This window comes from Streptomyces pristinaespiralis (genome assembly GCF_001278075.1).
Taxonomy (GTDB): Bacteria; Actinomycetota; Actinomycetes; order Streptomycetales; family Streptomycetaceae; genus Streptomyces; species Streptomyces pristinaespiralis.
Map to the genome: position 1 here is coordinate 5,910,901 of NZ_CP011340.1, position 19,407 is coordinate 5,930,307.

The 19,407-nt window shown below is 72.4% G+C and carries 17 protein-coding genes; 6 read left to right on the forward strand and 11 right to left on the reverse strand.

Features of this window, described 5'->3' with window-relative positions; genetic code table 11:
- Complete coding sequence (locus SPRI_RS25145) at positions 1-2,550, reverse strand: M14 family zinc carboxypeptidase (RefSeq protein WP_053557333.1); 2,550 nt, start codon at positions 2,548-2,550, stop codon at positions 1-3.
- Positions 2,551-2,655: 105 nt separating this feature from the next.
- On the opposite strand from SPRI_RS25145, the gene SPRI_RS25150 reads away from it, so the two are divergent.
- Positions 2,656-3,477: an EI24 domain-containing protein gene (locus tag SPRI_RS25150; RefSeq protein ID WP_037774747.1), complete on the forward strand. Its 822-nt coding sequence runs from the start codon at positions 2,656-2,658 to the stop codon at positions 3,475-3,477.
- On the opposite strand, the gene SPRI_RS25155 is transcribed toward SPRI_RS25150, so the two are convergent.
- The 3 genes from SPRI_RS25155 to SPRI_RS25165 are packed head-to-tail and all read right to left on the reverse strand — an operon-like array spanning position 3,474 to position 6,483.
- The gene (locus SPRI_RS25155) at positions 3,474-4,229 is read right to left on the reverse strand and encodes a carbon-nitrogen hydrolase family protein (RefSeq protein ID WP_053557334.1); all 756 of its coding nucleotides are present in this window, start codon (positions 4,227-4,229) and stop codon (positions 3,474-3,476) included. The two genes, SPRI_RS25150 and SPRI_RS25155, sit on opposite strands and share 4 nt — an antisense overlap.
- 7 nt (positions 4,230-4,236) lie before the next feature.
- Complete coding sequence (locus SPRI_RS25160) at positions 4,237-5,490, reverse strand: pyroglutamyl-peptidase I (RefSeq protein WP_005318080.1); 1,254 nt, start codon at positions 5,488-5,490, stop codon at positions 4,237-4,239.
- A gap of 60 nt (positions 5,491-5,550) precedes the next feature.
- Entirely contained in the window at positions 5,551-6,483 is a 933-nt protein-coding gene (locus tag SPRI_RS25165) for an SGNH/GDSL hydrolase family protein (protein WP_037774749.1), read from the reverse strand.
- A 264-nt stretch (positions 6,484-6,747) separates the two neighbouring features.
- Here SPRI_RS25165 and SPRI_RS25170 point away from each other — a divergent pair, with 264 nt between their 5' ends.
- On the forward strand, positions 6,748-7,242 hold the full coding sequence (locus SPRI_RS25170; protein ID WP_005318086.1) for a DUF3145 domain-containing protein: 495 nt from the start codon (positions 6,748-6,750) through the stop codon (positions 7,240-7,242).
- A gap of 327 nt (positions 7,243-7,569) precedes the next feature.
- On the opposite strand, the gene SPRI_RS25175 is transcribed toward SPRI_RS25170, so the two are convergent.
- The 5 genes from SPRI_RS25175 to SPRI_RS25195 all read right to left on the reverse strand — a co-directional run bounded on the left by SPRI_RS25175 (position 7,570) and on the right by SPRI_RS25195 (position 12,462).
- The gene (locus SPRI_RS25175; protein WP_005318088.1) at positions 7,570-8,832 is read right to left on the reverse strand and encodes a beta-ketoacyl-[acyl-carrier-protein] synthase family protein; all 1,263 of its coding nucleotides are present in this window, start codon (positions 8,830-8,832) and stop codon (positions 7,570-7,572) included.
- 79 nt (positions 8,833-8,911) lie between these two features.
- Positions 8,912-9,160, reverse strand: a complete 249-nt coding sequence (locus SPRI_RS25180; protein ID WP_005318091.1) for an acyl carrier protein — start codon at positions 9,158-9,160, stop codon at positions 8,912-8,914.
- A gap of 65 nt (positions 9,161-9,225) precedes the next feature.
- Positions 9,226-10,257, reverse strand: a complete 1,032-nt coding sequence (locus tag SPRI_RS25185) for a ketoacyl-ACP synthase III (RefSeq protein ID WP_005318094.1) — start codon at positions 10,255-10,257, stop codon at positions 9,226-9,228.
- Between the two features lie 16 nt (positions 10,258-10,273).
- Positions 10,274-11,188, reverse strand: coding sequence for an ACP S-malonyltransferase (locus tag SPRI_RS25190; protein ID WP_037774751.1), 915 nt, complete (start codon positions 11,186-11,188; stop codon positions 10,274-10,276).
- 89 nt (positions 11,189-11,277) lie between these two features.
- Positions 11,278-12,462: a PucR family transcriptional regulator gene (locus SPRI_RS25195; protein WP_005318100.1), complete on the reverse strand. Its 1,185-nt coding sequence runs from the start codon at positions 12,460-12,462 to the stop codon at positions 11,278-11,280.
- A gap of 93 nt (positions 12,463-12,555) precedes the next feature.
- Here SPRI_RS25195 and SPRI_RS25200 point away from each other — a divergent pair, with 93 nt between their 5' ends.
- Both SPRI_RS25200 and SPRI_RS25205 read left to right on the forward strand, forming a co-directional pair.
- Positions 12,556-13,212, forward strand: coding sequence for a pirin family protein (locus tag SPRI_RS25200; RefSeq protein WP_005318103.1), 657 nt, complete (start codon positions 12,556-12,558; stop codon positions 13,210-13,212).
- A 75-nt stretch (positions 13,213-13,287) separates the two neighbouring features.
- A complete protein-coding gene (locus SPRI_RS25205; RefSeq protein WP_005318106.1) occupies positions 13,288-13,932 on the forward strand; it encodes a hypothetical protein in 645 nt (214 codons plus the stop codon).
- Positions 13,933-14,129: 197 nt separating this feature from the next.
- Here SPRI_RS25205 and SPRI_RS25210 read toward each other — a convergent pair whose 3' ends face one another.
- Positions 14,130-14,924 (reverse strand): NAD(P)H-dependent oxidoreductase, encoded by a 795-nt coding sequence (locus SPRI_RS25210; protein ID WP_005318108.1) that lies wholly within the window; start codon positions 14,922-14,924, stop codon positions 14,130-14,132.
- A 98-nt stretch (positions 14,925-15,022) separates the two neighbouring features.
- Here SPRI_RS25210 and SPRI_RS25215 point away from each other — a divergent pair, with 98 nt between their 5' ends.
- Positions 15,023-15,925 carry a helix-turn-helix domain-containing protein gene (locus tag SPRI_RS25215; RefSeq protein WP_078951289.1) on the forward strand — a complete coding sequence of 301 codons (903 nt, stop codon included), beginning with the start codon at positions 15,023-15,025 and terminating at the stop codon, positions 15,923-15,925.
- On the opposite strand, the gene SPRI_RS25220 is transcribed toward SPRI_RS25215, so the two are convergent.
- Complete coding sequence (locus SPRI_RS25220; protein WP_053557335.1) at positions 15,910-17,115, reverse strand: hypothetical protein; 1,206 nt, start codon at positions 17,113-17,115, stop codon at positions 15,910-15,912. The genes SPRI_RS25215 and SPRI_RS25220 overlap by 16 nt on opposite strands.
- 97 nt (positions 17,116-17,212) lie before the next feature.
- On the opposite strand from SPRI_RS25220, the gene SPRI_RS25225 reads away from it, so the two are divergent.
- Positions 17,213-19,348, forward strand: coding sequence for a HEAT repeat domain-containing protein (locus tag SPRI_RS25225; protein WP_053557336.1), 2,136 nt, complete (start codon positions 17,213-17,215; stop codon positions 19,346-19,348).
- Positions 19,349-19,407 lie beyond the last annotated feature (59 nt).

The window sequence follows — 19,407 nt, forward strand, 5'->3', positions numbered from 1 at the left end:
TCAGCGGGTCAGCAGCGCCCGGCCGATCTGGGCGAAGACACCCTTCGGGTGCGCCCGGAACATCGGCTCCGTGCCGAACAGCGCCACCGGCACGCCGGCCGACGACGTCCCGGAGACCACAGAGGCGTGGCCCGCGGCGTCGCCCGGCCCGCCCGTGCCCTTCTCCGTGGCACGCCAGTGGCCGGACACCAGCGGGTTGCCCGTGGCGTACGACTGGTCGACCCGCACCCCGGCGCCCGCACCGGTGAACCACATCGGCGAGTAGACGAACGTGTGGGCCGGGGCGCCACCCGTGATGGGGCCGCCCGCGTTCTGCACCCGCACCACACCGTTGGCGTCGCCGTTGCCCGCCACCGCCGTGACGTCGAGCAGCGACGCCGCCTCGTTGAACGCCGCGCCCTGCTCACCGAGTCCGACCACACCGACGCCGCTCGCCTCGAACGCGGCGCGGGCGGCGGGGGTGAGCTTCGCGTGGTCCAGTCCGGACGACACGTACAGCACATCGGCCGTCGACCAGTCGAAGCCCGCGTTCAGCACCGCCGTCGAGACCGGCACCACGTCGAAGCCCATCTCACGCAGGGCGAACAGCTCGCCCGCCGTGACGGCCGCGGCGACCCTGGTCCGCTCCAGCGCCTTCGTGCCCTTCTCCCGCGTGGCGTGGAACGCCACACCCAGCCGGTCCGCGAGCACGGCCGCCCGGCCGCGCGCCGAGCCCGGCACGATCGCCGAACCGTCGGTGGCGCGCCGGACCTCGACCCCCTGCTTCAGCAGGGCGTTGAGAGCGGCGAGCTCCTTGGGGTCGTCCAGCCGCAGCCGCAGGTCGCCGCGCGGGGCGACGTAGCCGGTGGGCGACGCGGCGTGGACCGTACGGGTGCGGACCCGCAGCTCGCCGGATGCGGCGGCGTCCACGTCCGCGCCCCACAGCAGGCCGAGGCTCCAGCCCGAGATGTCGTACATGGTGGAGACGTCAGCGCTGATGTCCCGGCCGTCGGCCAGGATCACGTTGGCGATACCGCGCTTGGGCTGGTGCATGTCGACGATGTACGACCCGGCGGGGTACGTGCGGCCCGACAGCTTGAACGCCGTGAGCGCCCGCTCCACCCGGACGTCGTTGGCGACGAGGTGGTCGACCAGCCGGGCCGCCGCGGTCGCCGACCGCTGCGAGCGCCCGGTGGGAACGACGTACGCCCTCGGGAACTTCGCGGTGTAGACGTCCTCGGGTCCGATGCCCGGCACGCCCGGGACGGTTTCCTCGGAGACGGGCCGCTGCGGCTCACCGGCGGCGCCCCTGCGGAACGTCTCGATCTGGTCGGCCAGCACCGAGGCGCGGTGCGAGTGGGTGTAGGCGAGCGTCGCGCGCATCGCCGCGCCCGCGATGTCGGTGTTGATCGCGGCCCTGCGGCGCAGCTCCTCGACCGGCAGCGTGTTGTACGCGTTGTTGTTGACGGTCATCGGGAACTCGATGGTGTGCGAGGCCACAGCGCCCTGGAAGGGCATGTACTGCGGGGTGAAGATGGGCGGCCAGTCGTCCCAGCCCTCCTCCTGGTCCCGGAACGGGATCACGGCGGGACGCACGCCGTCCTTCTCCGCCGTGTAGCCGAGGCCGTTGACGGCCGCCTCCATCCCGAGCGCGTTCGCGTAGGAGTTCTTCAGGAACAGGTCGTACTCGTAGTTCTCGCCGTGCGGCGGGGTGGTCGGCTCGATGAGTGTGCCGTTGACGTACCCGTGCAGGTCGAGCATCACGGCAGGCTGCTTGTCGATCGCGATCTGCCGGATCGCCCGTGTCTCGGGCTGCGTGGCGGTGATGAAGTCGCGGTTGAGGTCGAAGCCGCCGGCGTTGGCGCGGGTACCGGCGATCCTGCCGTCCGGGTTCGCCGTGACGTTCAGGTAGACCCGGTTCTTCGCGAGCAGGTCGGCGGTCCTCGCGTCCTTGGCCTTCGCCAGTTCCTCGATGAGCTTCAGGGCCGCGTCCGTGCCCTCCCACTCGTTGCCGTGGATGTTGTTGTTGATGAACACCGGCGTCTTGTAGTGCGACTTGATGTGCCGGTCCTTGGCCGCGGCGGCGGGAGCGTTCTCGATGCGCTCCCGCATCCGCTCCTGGTCGGCCGCCTCGCCGGCGGTCTCCGGCGCGGTGACGGTGACGAGGTACAGCTCGTGACCGCCGGCCGAGCGTCCGGCCACCTCGACGCTGACCCGGTCGCCCAGCGCCTGAAGGGCGTTGAGCCGCGGGGCGAGGGAGTGGTAGGGAGCGAGGCCCAGTTTTATCGACTTGTCGGCCGGGTTCTCCGGCGGGGCCTCGAGTTCGGTCCTTCGCGGATATCCGTCCTTCCGGGTGAGGTCCCGGGTCTCTTCGGTGAGCGCGCCGGCGGTCGCGGAGAGGGGTGCCCCGGCCGCTGCCGAAGGTGCGTCCTGGCCCCCTTCCCTCACGGGGTGCGGCTGGGGCCGGTCCTTCGCGGGAGCGGCCACGGCGCCCGGCAGCGGCGCGAGCAGAGCGCCGGCGAGTGCCGCGGCAAGGGTGGCGGTGATCAGTACGGGGCGGGGTGAGCCCATGCGGTTCGAGCCTCCGTGTGTCGGAAGGAATCGTCACAAGATCAGTACGCCCGGTCTACCGGTTCGGCTGCCGAACAACAAGAGGCACCCCGATAAGGTGTGCGTATGCGTGATCTCGGGGTGGGTTTCGGCTATTTGATGAAGGGCCAGCGCTGGGTCGCCGGCCACGGCCGGTGGTTCGGTTTCGGCCTGCTGCCCGGACTCGTGACCCTGGTGCTCTACACGGCGGCACTCGTCGGCCTCGTCCTCGGGGCGGACGACGTGACGGCCTGGGCGACCCCCTTCGCCGACGACTGGTCCTCGCCCTGGCTCGGCATCTTCCGAGGCACGCTCACCGCACTGCTGTTCGCCTTCGGGCTGTTCGTGGCCGTCATCACCTTCACCGCCGTGACGCTCCTGGTCGGCCAGCCCTTCTACGAGAACCTCTCCGAGCAGGTCGACCGCTCCGAGGGCGGCGACGTGCCGCACTCCGGGCTGCCGCTCTGGCGTGAACTGTGGATCTCCGCCAGGGACTCGCTGCGGATCGTGCTGCGCGTCGTCTTCTACGGCGTGCTGCTCTTCGCCTGCGGCTTCATCCCCGTGGTCGGGCAGACGGTCGTCCCGGTGCTCGGCTTCTGCGTCTCCGGCTTCTTCCTCGCGGAGGAGCTGACGGCGGTGGCCCTCCAGCGGCGCGGCGTCGAACTGAAGGAACGCCTCGCCCTTCTGAGGGGCCGGCGGATGCGCACACTGGGCTTCGGCGTGCCGCTGACCCTGGCGTTCCTGGTCCCGTTCGTCGCGGTCTTCCTGATGCCGGGCGCGGTGGCGGGCGCGACGCTGATGGCCCGGGACCTCGTGCCGGACCCGGCCGCCGGCCCGGACCCGACCGCCGACCCGGACCCGGCCCGGCCGGGCCCGTACACCTTCCGCAAGACGGACCAGGCGGACTAACGCTCCGGGCCCGACGCGGCCCCGTCCGCCCCGGCGGCGGCCGGGATCCGGGCCACCGCGAGGGCCGGGGCCTGCGTGCCCGCCGTGGCGAGCAGCGCGCCGTCCGGACCCCAGACCGCGCTGCGGCCCGGGCAGTCACCGACGCCGGAGGGCCCCACCGCGTTGGCGAGCAGCACCGGCAGGGCGTGGTCCCTGGCCCGGACCGGATAGACCTTCTCGAACGAGTCGTTGTGCTCGTCGAGCACCGAACTGGCCACATAGACGTGGCAGCCGTCGGCCTTCGCCCGTTCGGCCACGTCGGGGAAGCGGTTGTCGTAGCAGACCGCCACCGCGAACCGGACGCCGTCGAGGGTGAACCGGCCGTCCCGCGTACCGGCCGTGAAGACGTCGTTCTCCTCACCGTACAGATGCGTCTTGTCGTAGCGGGCGAGCAGTTCGCCGTCCGGGCCGATCACCAGCGCCGAGATGGAGGGGCGGGGACCGGACGTGAGGGCCGCGCAGCCGACGAGCGCCGCCGTCGACGTCGTACGGCAGGCCTCGCGCAGCGGGTCCAGCCGGGGATCGTCCTCGGCCAGCCACAGCTCCGGGCGCCCGGCGATCAGGTCCAGGTCGTAGCCGGTGGCCGCCAGCTCGCAGAAGGCGACCAGGGCGGCGCCCTGCCCGGCCGCCGCCCGCACCAGCCCTTGCATGCTGCCGACGTTCGCCTCGATGTCACCGGGTACCGAGGTGAACTGCCCCGCCGCGATCTTCATGTGTCCGTCATCCCGTCCCGTTGTTCCCGGCCGCCACCCTGATGATCTCGCGGACCTGGGCGATGATGTCCAGCCGGTTGCGTACGAACTCCGGGTCGGTGATCTGCGTCGTGTTGCCCGCCGCGAACTGGAGCACCGGGGTGTGCACATGACCGCCGGGGAGGTCCAGGCCGAGCCGGTCGCGCAGCAGGGTGGCGCGGTAGGCGATCTCGTTGGACAGATAGTCGCCGCCGCCTCCGGCCCGTGCGGTCGAGCCGGGCGTCGGACCGTCCGTCCGGGTCACCGGGGCGCTCTGACCGGCCGGGATCTCGGTCACGGAGGTGTTGTCGTACACCGGGAAGCGGCCCGTGTCGGCGGTGGTGATCGCCTCGTACGGGAGCGACGTCAGCGTCCACTGGGGCTGCGAGGCGGGATCGGACACCGGCACGGTCTCTCTGCGGGAGACGTTGTCGTTGTCCGGGAAGCCGCCCCGCCAGGCCCCGTTGAAGCGCTCGATGTCGATACGGCCCACCCTGCCCTGGCTGACCGTCGTGAACAGGTCCGCCTCCGGGAGCCGGGCCTCCAGGGTCCGCTCGACCGTGCCGTCGGTGAAGTCCTGCCAGCGCACCGGGAAGACGGCCGTCTCGATCCTCGCCGGCCCGTCCGCCGTGCGGATCCAGGTGCCGTCGAGGGCGAGCGCGGTCGCGCCGGAGGGATTGCTGATACGGATGTCCCGGTCGAGCGTGAACGGGTCGAAGCCCGTCATCACGATCCGCTTGACGCCCTTGCCGGGCGGGAAGTCCATCGAGTCCTGACCGCGCGAGGACCGTTCCAGGCTCTCCAGCAACCGCGCCCGCTGCGCGGCGGACATGTCGAACGAGGGCTGCCACTGCCGCAGACCGGCCGTCATCCCGAGCCGTGCCCAGTACAGCGGCCGGTCGTCGTCCCGGCTCAGGTCGCCCCGGGCCGCGCCCCTGCCCTGCGCCCGGTCCACGGCCCGCTCCCACAGGGCCGACCCGTGGCGCAGGACGGCGCGCTCCGCCTGCCGGTACGACGTCGCCTCCTCAAGCGCCTGGACGAAGTGCGGTGCCGCGGAGTCGAATCCGCTGCGCCGCAGGATCTCCTGCGGCACTGCCTTGCCGAGCCGCTGCTCCTCGACCGTGAGCGGGGCAGCGGCGGGGGAGGGGGCGGCCGAGGCGAGCGGGGACGCCGTGAGCGTGAGCGCGGCGGAGGCGAGCAGGGCGACACCAAGTACGTCCAGACGGGCGCGTATCCGGGGCACGGGAATCCTTTCGTCGGGTGGCGGAAGTATCGCCGTCCGGCCGCGGTGGGGGAAGGCGGCCTACGACCCGGCGCGCGGCGCCTGCGCGGCCGTGATGTTGCGGTAGGCGATCTCCGCCAGCCGCTGCTGGCCGTCCCTGCTGGGGTGGAACCAGTCCCAGCGGCTCAACTGCTCACCCGTGAAGCGGTAGTCGAAGACCGCGCCGCCGTCGTACCGGCAGCGGTCGTCCTTCGCGCACACGTCCTCGAGCACGCCGTTGTACGCCACCACCCGCTCATGGACGGTGTCCCGGCGCTGCTGCGCCCGGACGCCCAGGTCCTGGGCGTCGCCGAGCATCGAGGCGCAGATGCCCAGTTCCCATATCCGGCTGCCCAGCGCGTCGCCGCGGCCCTCGGACCACAGCCGCTTGAGGTCCGGCACGCTGGAGACGTAGACCTGCGCCTTCGGGGCGTCCTTGCGCAGCGTGGCCATGGCGGCCTCCAGCGAGGCCCGGAAGTCCTCGACGGGTGTCATGCGGTCCACGGTGTCGGCGCACGCGTCGTTGGCGCCGACCATCACCGTGACCAGTTCCGGCTTGTGGCCCGCGGCCCGTGCCATCTGTTCCGGCAGGTCGGAGGCGTCGGCGCCGGAACGGGCGAGGTTCCAGCTGCGCTCCGCCGCGGCGGCCGGTCCCAGCAGGCGCAGGGCCAGGCTGTTCACCGTGGCGTCCGTGCCGGTCGCCCACGACACCTCCGGGCAGTCCGCGAGGATCATGCACGCGTCGAACCCGCGGGTGATGGAGTCGCCGACCGCGGCGAGCGACCGCGGACTGCTGTCCCACACGCGGGTCGGACTCGGGCTCGGCGAGGGACGCGCGGACGTCGCGGAAGGATCCCGGCCGACAGGTCCTGACGACGAGTCACATGCTGCCAGCGCTCCTGCCGCGAGCGCGGCGGTGGCGAGCGCGGCGGCCACGCCGGTGCGCACCCGGAACGTCCGGCTCCGCTGTCGCATGGTCACTTTCCCCTCCACAAACCCGGCATCCGACCTCCTGCCGAGTGAAAGCTTGGTGCGTACGGGCCCCAGGACCGACATTACGTCACCCCTCGGCGCGTTCCGCACGGTAACTTTTGCCACGTCGACCCAGAGGCCCACCTCGCCCATCGGCGCCGGTAAATTACATCTCGTCACATGCCGTCCCTTTTGCGGAGACTTGTTCCCGATGCTGTTTACTGAGGCCGCTGGGAAGGCGATCCTCGTCCCACACTGGAGGTCCCGGTGACGACACGTGGCGTTCTGTACGTTCACTCCGCACCGCGCGCGCTGTGCCCGCACGTCGAATGGGCGGTCGCGGGCGTGCTCGGCGTACGGGTCCAGCTGGACTGGATCCGCCAGCCCGCATCGCCCGGCACCTGGAGAGCCGAATTCTCCTGGCAGGGCGAGGTGGGCACCGCCTCCAAGCTGGCGTCCGCGCTGCGCGGTTGGCACCTGCTGCGCTTCGAGGTGACGGCGGAGCCGTGCGCGACCGCCGAGGGCGAGCGCTACAGCGCCACGCCGGACCTCGGGATCTTCCACGCGGTGACCGGCATGCACGGCGACATCCTCGTGCCCGAGGACCGCCTGCGGGCGGCGCTGGCGCGGTCCGCGCAGGGCGAGACGGACCTCGAGGCGGAGATCGCGAAGCTGCTGGGCAAGCCGTGGGACGACGAGCTGGAGCCGTTCCGGTACGCGGGCGAGGGAGCGCCGGTGCGGTGGCTCCACCAGGTGGTGTGACGCGGGGCCGCGGCTGCGTGGCGCCTGCGGCGGGCGTTTTCCCCACCCCGCCCCATCCCGTAACCGGGCTCCGCCCGGACCCGTACCGCGCTTCGCGCGGTGCCCTCGCTCTCCCCCTACGGCCTGGCGGCCGTGGGAGGTGCCCAGGCGGGCTGACTTTGTCAGCCCCGCCGGCGATTGAGGCGCGGGGGTGCGGTGGGGGTCCCCCCACGCCGCCAGGCGTAGGGGAGGAGCCCTCGGTTACGGGAAGGGGCGGGCAGGGGAACAAGCAAAGGCCCGCACCCCCGAAGGGGGCGCGGGCCTCGCGCGTGAGCAGGGTCAGGCAGATCAGACCGTACGGAACGCCAGCACCACGTTGTGGCCGCCGAAGCCGAACGAGTTGTTGATCGCCGCGATCGTGCCCTCCGGCAGCGACCGGGGCTCGCCGCGCACGATGTCCGCGTCGACCGTCTCGTCGAGCTCGTCGATGTTGATCGTCGGCGGGGCCGTGCGGTGGTGCAGCGCGAGCACCGTCGCCACCGTCTCGATGCCGCCGGCGCCGCCGAGCAGATGACCCGTCATGGACTTGGTCGCGGAGACCGCGACGTGGTCCAGGTCGTCGCCCAGCACGCTGCGCAGCGCCTTGATCTCGGCCACGTCACCCTGCGGCGTCGACGTCGCGTGCGCGTTGAGGTGGACGACCTCGGACGGCTTGAGGTCCGTGGTCTCGAGCAGGTTCCGCAGCGCCGCCGCGATACCGCGGCCGGTCGGCTCCGGCTGCGCGATGTGGTGGCTGTCCGCGGACAGGCCCTGGCCCAGCACCTCGCAGTAGACCTTCGCGCCGCGCGCGGCGGCGTGCTCGGCCGACTCCAGGATGACCACGCCCGCGCCCTCGCCGAGGACGAAGCCGTCGCGGGCGGTGTCGTAGGGGCGCGAAGCCTTCTCGGGCTCGTCGTTGTTCTTGGACATCGCCATCATGTTGGCGAAGGCCGCGATCGGCAGCGGGTGGATCGCCGCCTCGGTGCCGCCGGCGACGACCACGTCGGCACGGCCGGTGCGGATCATCTCGACGGCGTAGCCGATCGCCTCGGCGCCCGACGCGCACGCCGAGACCGGGGTGTGCACGCCCGCCTGGGCGTTCACCTCGAGGCCGACGTTGGCGGAGGGGCCGTTGGGCATCAGCATGGGGACGGTGTGCGGGGAGACGCGGCGTACGCCCTTCTCCTTGAGCACGTCGTACTGGTCGAGCAGGGTCGTCACGCCGCCGATGCCGGAGGCGATGACGGTGCCGAGACGGGCCGGGGCGATCGCCCCGTCCTCGCCGGCGGGGGCGGTGTAGCCGGCGTCGGCCCACGCCTCACGGGCCGCGATCAGCGCGAACTGCGCGGAGCGGTCCAGCCGTCGGGCCAGCGGGCGCGGCAGAACCTCGCCCGGGTCGACCGCGGCGGTCGCCGCGATCTTCACCGGCAGGTCGGCGAAGCGCTCGCCCTCGAGCAGCTTCACACCGGAACGCCCGGCGATGAGACCTTCCCAGGTCGATGCGCTGTCGCCACCCAACGGTGTGGTTGCGCCGATACCGGTGACGACCACGGTGCGATTGGTCGAGTTCACAGGAATTCTTTCTCCACGTGTAGAGGGTGCTGAATTTTCACGGCGCCACCGCAGAGTGGCGACAAACGCGACGTGAGACTCAGGCCTGGTGCTTGGCGATGTAGTCCGCGGCGTCGCCGACGGTCTTCAGGTTCTTGACGTCCTCGTCGGGGATCTTGACGTCGAAGCGCTCTTCGGCGGCGACGACGACCTCGACCATGGACAGCGAGTCGACGTCCAGGTCGTCGGTGAAGGACTTGTCCAGCTGGACGTCCTCGGTCGGGATACCGGCGATCTCGTTGACGATCTCGGCGAGACCCTTGACGATCTCTTCCTGCGTGGCGGCCATGGTGGCGCTCCTTCGGTGTTTATCAGAGGGTGTGGCAGCAGCCGTCCGGAAGATCCGTACGGTGCCTAGGGGAGGGTAACGACCGTCGCGGCGTAGACGAGACCCGCCCCGAAGCCGATGACGAGCGCTGTGTCGCCGCTCTTCGCCTGTCCGGTCGCCAGGAGCCGCTCCATAGCGAGCGGGATCGAGGCGGCCGAGGTGTTGCCGGTGGTTTCGACGTCGCGGGCGACCGTGACGTGCTCCGGCAGCTTCAGGGTCTTCACCATCGAGTCGATGATCCGCATATTGGCCTGGTGCGGGATGAAGACGTCCAGGTCGGCCGCGCTGATGCCGGCGGCGTCGAGCGCCTGCTGCGCGACCTTCGCCATCTCGAAGACGGCCCAGCGGAACACCGCCTGGCCCTCCTGCGTGATGGCGGGGAACTTGACCTCGCCGCGCTCGTTGAGCGGCAGCCGGGAGACGTCGCCGAGGTGGAAGTCGTTCCACGGCACCGTCTGCTTGATCGTCTCCGACTTGTCGCCCTCGGAGCCCCAGACCGTGGGGCCGATGTGCGGCTCGTCGGACGGGCCGACGACGACCGCGCCCGCGCCGTCGCCGAACAGGAAGGCCGTCGCGCGGTCCTCCAGGTCGGTCAGGTCGCTGAGCCGCTCGACGCCGATGACGAGCACGTACTCCGCGGAGCCCTCGACGATCATGCCCTTGGCGAGGGTGAGGCCGTAGCCGAAGCCCGCGCAGCCGGCGGAGATGTCGAACGCGGCGGGCTTGCCCGCGCCGACCTTGTCGGCGATCTCGGTGGCCACGGCCGGGGTCTGCTTGAAGTGCGAGACGGTGGAGACGACGACGGCGCCGATCTGGTCGGCGGTGATCCCGGCGTCCGCGATCGCCTTGCCCGACGCCTCGACCGACATCGCGGTCACGGTCTCCTCGGGGGAGGCCCAGTGGCGGGTGGCGATGCCGGAGCGGGAGCGGATCCACTCGTCGGAGGAGTCGATCTTCTCGAGGATCACCTCGTTGGGCACGACCCGGGTCGGACGGTAGCCGCCGACACCCAGGATGCGTGCGTACGGGGCGCCCTTGCTGGGCTTGATCTTCGACATGCTCTACGGCTCCTTGTCAGGCTGAAAGCTCGGCGACGAGCGCGCGGGCCGCGTCGAGGTCGTCGGGGGTCTTCAGCGCCAACGTCCGCACGCCCGGCAGGGCGCGCTTGGCGAGGCCGGTGAGCGTACCGCCGGGGCAGACCTCGACCAGGGCGGTGACGCCCTGCTCCTTGAAGGTCTCCATGCACAGGTCCCAGCGGACCGGGTTGGCGACCTGACCCACGAGACGGGAGATGACGTCGGCGCCGTCGGCGACGATCTGCCCGTCCTTGTTCGAGACGTACGGTACGGCCGGGGCGGAGACCGTGAGGGCCTCGGCGGCCTCCTCGAGCTTCGCGACGGCGGGTGCCATGTGATGAGTGTGGAACGCGCCGGCCACCTGGAGCGGCAGGACACGGCGGACGCCTTCCGGCTTGTCCTCCGCGAGCGCGGCGAGCTGCTCGGCGGTGCCGGCGGCGACGATCTGCCCGGCGCCGTTCACGTTGGCCGGGGTGAGGCCGAGCTTCTCGAGGTGGGCCACGACCGTGTCGGCCTCGCCGCCGAGGACGGCCGACATGCCGGTCCGCGTGATCGCGGCGGCCTCTGCCATCGCCAGGCCGCGGGCCCGTACGAGCTTCAGCGCGGAGGTGTCGTCGATGACACCGGCGAGGGCGGCGGCGGTGATCTCTCCGACGCTGTGTCCGGCGACCGCGCCGGGAGCCACGTCACCGAGCGCCGAGGCGGACAGCAGTCCGGCGGCGACGAGGAGGGGCTGCGCAACGGCGGTGTCGCGGATCTCGTCCGCGTCGGCCTTGGTGCCGTAGTGGGCAAGGTCGAGCCCGATGGCGTCCGACCAGGCCGCGATGCGGTCGGCGGCGCCGGGGAGGTCGAGCCAGGGAGTCAGGAAGCCGGGCGTCTGAGCGCCTTGGCCGGGAGCGACGAGTACGAGCACCCTCACACTCTCTCTTGTGGACGGCCTCTCCCGCCCGTGGGGACAGGGACGAAGAACCGTCAGGGGAATTGTCGGTGTTCGACAAAAGTCTAGGGCTGGGCATCCCCGTCGGCCAGACGCCCCAGGATCAGCGCGATTCGCAGCGTGAACGCCGAACGCACGTCGGAGGGTGACCAGCCGGTGACGTCTGTCACACGTCGGAGCCGGTAGCGCACGGTGTTGGGATGCACGAAGAGCATCCTGGCGGCGCCTTCGAGGCTGCTCGCCTGCTCCAGATAGACACTCAGAGTTTCCAGGAGGGCCGAGCCGGCTTCCTCCAGTGGTCTGTAGATCTCCTCCACCAACTGCTCACGCGCAGAAGGGTCGGAGGCGATGGCGCGCTCCGGCAGCAGATCGTCCGCGAGAACCGGCCGCGGGGCGTCCTGCCAGGCCGAGCACGCCTTGAGACCGGCGGCGGCGGCCTGCGCGGAGCGGGTCGCCGCCAGCAGGTCGGGCACGATCGGGCCGGCGACGACGGGCCCCGCCGCGTACGGGCCGATGAGTGCCTTGGCGACGTGCAGCGGGTTGTCGCTGCCGCCGGCGATGACGACCAGCCGGTCGCCGAGCACGCCCGTCAGTACCTGGAGCTTGGCGTGCCGCGCCGCGCGGCGGATGGCCTCCACGGTCAGTTCGCTGTCCCCGTCGGGCGCCGTGCCGAGGATCACACAGACGTGCTCGGGCGAGTTCCATCCGAGTGCCGCGGCGCGGGAGACGGCGCCCTCGTCGGCCTCACCGGACAGCACCGCGTTGACCACGAGCGATTCGAGGCGGGCGTCCCACGCGCCGCGGGCCTCGGCGGCCTGGGCGTAGACCTGGGCGGTGGCGAAGGCGATCTCCCGTGCGTAGACGAGCAGCGCCTCGCGCAGGACGGACTCGTCGCCGGGGGCGGCGACCTCCTCGATCGCCGCCTCCATGACCTCGATGGTGGTGCGCACCATCTCGACGGTCTGGCGCAGGGTGATCGCCCGGGTCAGCTCGCGCGGCGCGGTGCCGAAGACGTCGGTCGAGATGGCCTGAGGGGTCTCCGGGTGCCGGAACCATTCGGTGAAAGCGGCGATACCGGCCTGGGCGACCAGCCCGATCCACGACCGGTTCTCCGGTGGCATGGCCCTGTACCAGGGCAGCGACTGGTCCATGCGGGCGATCGCGTTCGCGGCGAGCCGGCCGGAGGACTGCTCGAGGCGGCGCAGGGTCGCGGAGTGCGGGTGGGAGGAGTTCGCTGCAGGTTCGGGCACGGGACAAGAGTGCCTTATCAGGACGCGGGGGCCGGGGGGCGGGGTTCTTGTTCATTCCGTCGTCGCTTGATGGCTCCCGGCTACCGTGGTGGCGTGATATCCGTTCGGCGCGCCGGTGAGCGCTACAGAGGCGGCGACCCCGCGGCCGGCATCGAGTCCCTGCACGCCTTCTCCTTCGGGCGGCACTACGACCCCGCCAATCTCCGCTTCGGCGCGATCCTGGCCTGCAACGAGGAGCGGCTCGAACCCGGCGCCGGGTTCGACGAGCATCCGCACAGCCACACCGAGATCGTCACCTGGGTCGTCGAGGGGGAGCTCACCCACCGCGACACGGCCGGGCACGCGACCGTCGTCCGCCCCGGCGATGTGCAGCGGCTCAGCTCGGCGGGCGGGGTGCGGCACGTGGAGCGCAACGACGGCGATGTGCCGCTGGTGTTCGTGCAGATGTGGCTCGCACCGCTCCGGCCGGGTGGCGAGCCGTCGTACGAGATCGTGCGCGGTATCGCCGACTCGACGCCGTACGCCCTCCCGGAGGCGGGCGCGATGCTGCACGCGCGCCGGCTCACGGCGGGCGAGCGGACGGCGGTGCCGGACGCCCCGTACGTGTACGCGCATGTGATGCGCGGCCATGTGGCGCTCGACGGCGACGAGTTGGGGCCGGGCGACGCGGCGCGGATCACGGACGCGGAAGGGCTGGAGCTCACCGCGGAGGGGGCGGCGGAGGTGCTGCTGTGGGAGATGGCGCGGTGAGGTATCGGGCGACAGGCCGGTCCTGCCAGTAGAGCAGCAGCGTGCCGTCGCCTCCGGAATGAGAGTCACCTAGTCATGGATCGCAAGGACATCTGGATCGACTTCGGTCTCAGTGGCCTCACCAAGTGGTACGGCAGCATCTTCGAGTTAACTCCGCTGGAAATGGCGGTGGAGGCCGCGGCCTGGGGCGAGGGAGCCTACGCACCCACCCTCCGGGAAGACGCCGTCAGGCTGCTGGAGTCACCCCTGCCGACCAGGGTGATCGACATCCTGTGGTGTGCGGCCGTGCGCTCCAAGTTCGACCCGGATGTGCGTTGGATGGACGGACGCGACTGGCTCCGCCAGATTGTGGAGGTCTGCGAGGAACGCATCCGCCGGGACGTACCGCGATTCGATGCCCTCCCTCCTGCGCCCGTCGGCTGTCCGGAACTGAGGGACGCGGTCCTCGCCGAGGTGCGAGCTCTCGCACCGGAGTTGGACCGCGCCACCGCCGGTCACCCCTACTACGGGGTGCCGGAAGTGGTCCCGTCGCTGGAGCGGGTCGTCATCGAGGTCGACCCCGACCTCGGGTTCAGGCTGTTCCTGCGGGTCCTCAAGGCGTACTTGGTTCCGATCAGTGAGTCGCAGCACCGCCGGTACCGCGAGCTGGGCGAGAGATTCGGGTACAACGAGTTCGTTGTCGATGACGGCACTCTCCAGGTCATGCCGCGTGGGAACTGACTGCTGAGCACGATCGCCGAGGGCGGTATCCCGGTCTTCCAGGGGGACCGCCCTCGGCCGTCAAAGGCTCGCCGGGGAGCGCCCGGTAGGCGGCGAGGCCGCTCTGCCGAGGGAGCCGCCGGAATTCCCGGACCGCGCACGGTCCGGGACCCCTCCCGCCGGTGACCTTGACAGGCTTCGAACCCGTGGCATCCGCCTCAGACGCGCGGGCGCATGTGGAGGTCGAGGCCGGTGGTGCCGGGCGGCTCCACCTCCGGCAGCAACCGCATGTCGCGGTCGTAATCGCCGCCGGCAAGGGTCCGGTAGGGGATCGGCTCGTCGGTGAACAGCCCGTCGAGGCGCTGTCCGTACTCACGCTCCACCGCCGCGTACCTCTCCGCGGAGAGGCTGTGCGCGTCGTGGACGGTGAACGGTTCGAGCGGTGCGATGCCGGCGAACCAGAACACGCCGTGCTGCAGCGGGTGGAGGAGATCCGACAGGCGTCCGTGGATGCCCCGGTCGGTGAGCGACGGCTCGCTCGCACCGATCGTCACCGAGAGCAGTGCACGCCGTCCGCCCAGCGCGCCCTCGCTGTACGGCGGAGGAAGGTCCGGGCCGTGCGCGAAGCCGGGGGTGAACACCCGGTCGAGCCAGCCCTTCATGATCGCGGGCACGGAGAACCACCACAGGGGGAACTGCAGCAACACCGCGTCCGACCAGCGCAGTTTCTCCTGCTCGGCCGCGACGTCCGGCGACATCCGGCCGGACACCGCGGCCCGTTCCTGCGCGGCCAGCACGTCCAGCCGCCGGTCCGCGGGGTGGCCGGGGAAGTCGTCCACGTCCACGGCCGCCTTCCACTTCATGGCGTAGAGGTCGGACACCCTGACCTCGTGGCCCGCGGAGCGCAGGCGCTCGACGGCGAAGGCGGTCAGGGCGGAGGTGAGCGAAAGGGGTTCGGGGTGGGCGGTGACGACGAGGATCTTCTTGGGCCGCTGCGGGGCTTCTTCAGTCATACCGCCACGTTCTCCCGGGCGCGCAGCGGCAGCCAGCACCCTGTCGAACCGCAGGAACGGCGGTCCTGGTACCGCGAGGGCCACCCATACTTGAGCGCATGGACGGCGTGGACCACATCGAGCGCACAGGCACGGACGGGGCCGGCACCGGCGGAGCCGGCGGCGGGACCGGCGATCCGCGGCGGGCCCTCGGCGGCTTCCTGCGCGCCCGCCGCGCCCGGGTCGCCCCGGAACACGTGGGGCTCGCCGTCGGCGGGCGGCGCCGGGTGCGGGGCCTGCGACGCGAGGAACTCGCCCAGCTCGCCGGGATCAGCGTCGACTACTACGTGCGCCTCGAACAGGGCCGCGCGACCCAGCCCTCGCCCGAGGTGCTCGACGCGCTCGCCAGGGCGCTCGGCCTCGAGGCGGCGGAGCGCAAGCACCTCGCCACGCTCACCGCCACCCGGCGGGGGCCCGTACCCGCGACCCGGGTCAGCCCTCTGCTCCGCCGGCTGCTGGACTCCGTGGAGGGGTTCCCCGCCTTCGTGACGAACCCCCGCGCCGATGTCGTGGCCTGGAACGCCCTCGGCGCCGAACTGCTGGGCGGCCTCGGCGACCCGGGCCGCCGCGACCACAACAACGCCCGGTACCTCTTCCTCGACCCCGCCTCCCGGAAGGTCTTCCCGGACTGGGAGGGAAGGGCACGGGAGGCAGTGGGCCAGTTGCGGGTCTCCGAGGGCAACTATCCCGACGATGCCGAGCTCGCCGGGCTCATCGCCGAACTGACCTCGCACAGCGACGACTTCCGGCGCATCTGGGACACGGGCGAGGTCCTGATGTGCACGGCGGGCCGCCGACGGCTGTGCCACCCGGTGGCCGGGCTGCTCACCCTCGACTACGAGACCCTGCACGTGCCGGCCACGCCCGGCGAGACCGGCCTGGTCGTGCACGTGTACACCGCGGAGGAGGGCAGCGAGGACGCCGCCGCGCTCGCGCGGCTGGGGCGTCAGTCCTGCCAGTAAAAGAGCAGGGTGCTGATGTCGAGCGGATCGCGGCCGCCGAAGTAGTAGACGCACAGGTCGGTGACGGTGATCGAACCGGTCTCCTCGTCGATCCACCGGAAGCCGGCCGCTTCGAGGGCGGGCCGGGCGGCGGGGTCCGGATCGTGGGCGGTGACGAAGGGGCCCAGGGTGCTGACGCAGAGGTTCTTCCCGTCGTACGGGACCACGTAATACGTGCCGTCGCCCTGCTGGTTGTGCTCGCCGATGGGGACCGGGGCTCCCGGCGTCAGGCCCGCCGCGGCCAGCGCGGCCGTCGCCCGGCGGAGCCGGTCGTCCATGTCTGCGGCCGCCGGCGGGTCCGTGACGAGGGCCTCCACGCGCCAGCGAGGGTCGCTTCGACGCCGGCAGCCGGGCGCGTACTCGTGCACGATCGCCGCCCGCAGTTCCTCGTCCAGACCGGCGACCTCCACCCGGGGACGCCCGAGGCTCTCGTAGACCGCCCGGGTCCCGGCGCCGTCCTCGGTGAGGCGGTGCAGTGCGCACGCGGCCCACAGCTTCGCCTCCGTGGTCGGGGCCTCCGTCAGGTACGCGCGCAGCCGGACCGGGTCGTCGGCGAGTGACTGGGCGAGGTGGGCCACCGCACGGTCCGGGTCCGCGAGGGCGTCGGTGACGTCCTCGCCGCTGCGTGCCCGCATCCGGATGCGGAACATCCGGTCCTCGGGGCGTGCGTCACCGAGCCGGGCCAGCACCGCGTCGGGCCCGTGACGGGCTACGAGGGTGTCGAGCCCGGCCCGGCCCGCGTCCTGCTCCCGGGACCAGGGGGAGGCGGCGAGCGTCACGAGGTCCTCCGCGGCCGAGAGGTCACCGAGCCGGCCGCGGGCCTTGAGGACCGCTTCCGCCATGCCGTACGGCCTCTCGTCGTGATGTTCCTCGTGCCGGAGCCAGGGCAGCAGTTCCGTACGGTCGCCGAGGACGTCCAGCAGCGCGACGCGTACCTCGGTCGTCTCCCCGGCGTCGCGTACCCGCGCGATCAGATCGGGTACGCGCGACTCCGGCACCCGCCCGGCCAGCGCGTGCACGCAACGCCTGCGACGCCACCAGGCGTTGGCCGGGTCGGCCACGTACCGCGCGAGCGCGTCCGCGTCGTACTCCCGAAGGCGGGTGGTGTCCCTGCCCCGGCCGAGCGGGAGCAGCGCGTCGATGTCGTGCATCCGGGGGATGCTACGGCCCCGGGGACGGCGACGGCGCGCTGTTTTCGCCGGCCCCCGGCAGGACGGCGCTGTCGGACCCTCCTGCCATGATCCGCGCATGGATCTCGCACTCGCACTCGACGGTCTCGATGCGCACCCGTGGGCCGCCACCACGCACGCCTACGGCAGCGCGGAGGACCTCCCGGACGTGCTGCGGGCGCTCGCCGGGGACGACGAGGAAGCCGCGGACGAAGCGGTGTCGGAGCTCTACGGCAGCGTCCTGCACCAGGGGACCGTCTACGCGGCCGGTGCAGAGGTGGCGCCTTTCCTCGCCCGCGTGGCGGCAGCCGGCCACAAGTCCGCCGACCTGCTGAGGCTGCTCGGCGACCTGGCCGGGAGCGACGACGAGTGCGGGGTGGAGCCGGGTGCCGTGCGCGAGGCCGTCGCCGCTCAACTGCCGTTGATGACGGCATCGTTGACAGACGCCGACCCTGCGGTGCGACAGGCGGCCGTGTGGGCCCTCGCGCAGACGCGTGCCGTCGGCACGGTGCTGCCGGAGCTGCTGGACCGGTGGGACGCGGAGCGGGAACCGCTCGTACGGGCGGAACTCCTCGGGGCGGTCGCCCGGCTGGAACCGGCGGCCGGGGCCGCCCTCGCGAAGACGGTCCTGGGGCCGGAACAGCCCGCCCGGCTGCGGCTCGCCGCCGTCTTCGCCCACCTGGACGCGGGCGAGGCGTGGGACGCCGCGCTCCACCGGGCGATGCTGTCGTCGCTGCCCGCGAGTCCCCTCGGAGGGGAGCAGCTCGACCTGGACCGGGCAGAGCCGCTGTGCGCCGTCGTCGAGGCACTGCTGCGGCGGGGGACCGACGCGGAGACCGCGGCGGCCGGGGACCTGCTCGACACCGCCCTGCGGGACGAACGCGCAGAGGTGCGGGCGGAGGCGGTATGGGCCGCCGACCGGGCCTGCCGGCTGTCCCGCAGCGCACCGGAGCGGCTGTTGCCCGCCCTTCTGCCGCTGGTCACGGCGGACGACGCACCGGGCGTGCTGTCCCTGCTGGCGAACCTGGGGCCGATCGCGGCGGAGGCCGCGCCCGGCCTGGCCGAACTCGCCGAGGCAGGCGACGACGACGTCCTCGCGGACCGCGCGCTCGGCGTGCTGGCCCTCGTCGCGCCGGACCGGGCGGCTCCGCTGCTCGCCCGCGGCCTCGGGCGGCGCCCCCGGGGCCTGGACGCCGCCGCGGGGTTCCGGGCACCGCAGGACGTGCCCTTCCCGTTCCACCACGAGCTGCTGACCGCGGTCCGGGCCAGGCTGACGGAGGACGACCTCTCCGGGAACGAGCCCGTACAACTGGCGCGCCTGCTGCGGCAATGGGGCGGCCGGGCCGCCGCCGCGCTGCCCGAACTGCACGGACTGCTCCCCCGGTTCCCGCTGCCGGCGGCCCCGGCCCTCGCCGCGATCGCCGCCGAAAGCGCGCCCGACGAGCGCCGGCGCGCGGCGCGGGTGTTGCGGGAGTCGGCCCCCGACGCGCCGCTCCCGGTCGCGCAGGCCCACTTCGAACTGACCGGTGAGACGGACGTTCTCCTGGCGAGGCTCGCCAAGGAGCTCTCTGAGGCGTCCGGCGACGTGGCCGGCGCGGCCCGGGCGGCGGGCCGGCTGGGCGCGGCGGGAGAGGGGGCGGCGGGCGCACTGCGCGGCGCTCTCAGCGGCGCGGACGCCCGGCGGATCACCCCGGTGCTGGACGCGGACGTGGCGCTGGCCGACGCCCTGTGGCGGATCACCGGGGACGCCCGGACGGTCGTGCCGGTGCTGGACTCGGTGTTCGCGCGGGCGGCCGGTGAACCCTGGTTCCGGTGGAGCGCGATACGGGCGGCCCGCGTGGCCGCGTCCCTCGGCCCGGCCGGCCGGCCGCTGGTGCCCCGGCTGGAAGCACTGCTCGAGGACCTGGAACGGGTCCCGGCGGCCGTGCTCGCCCTGGTGGCCGTGGCGGACGGGGAATCGCTCGATCGCCGGTCGCTGGCCGGCCTCCTCCTGACAGCGGCCGAGCGGGAGGCGAACGCCTCGGAAGCCTGTGACGCGCTGGAGGCACTGGGACCGCGGGCGCTGACCGACGATCACCTGCGCAGGCTGAACGACCTGGCCGAGCGTGACCTGCGGGTGATCGGCTCGGGTCTGGAGGACCGGATCGTCCACGCCGACGAACGGCTGCGGGTACGCGTCCGTGCGGTGGCCGCCACCTTGCGGCCCACGCCCTGACCGGCGTCTCGGCGCGGGCCGTCGACGAACGCCCACCGGGACGGACCGGTGGTGGTTCG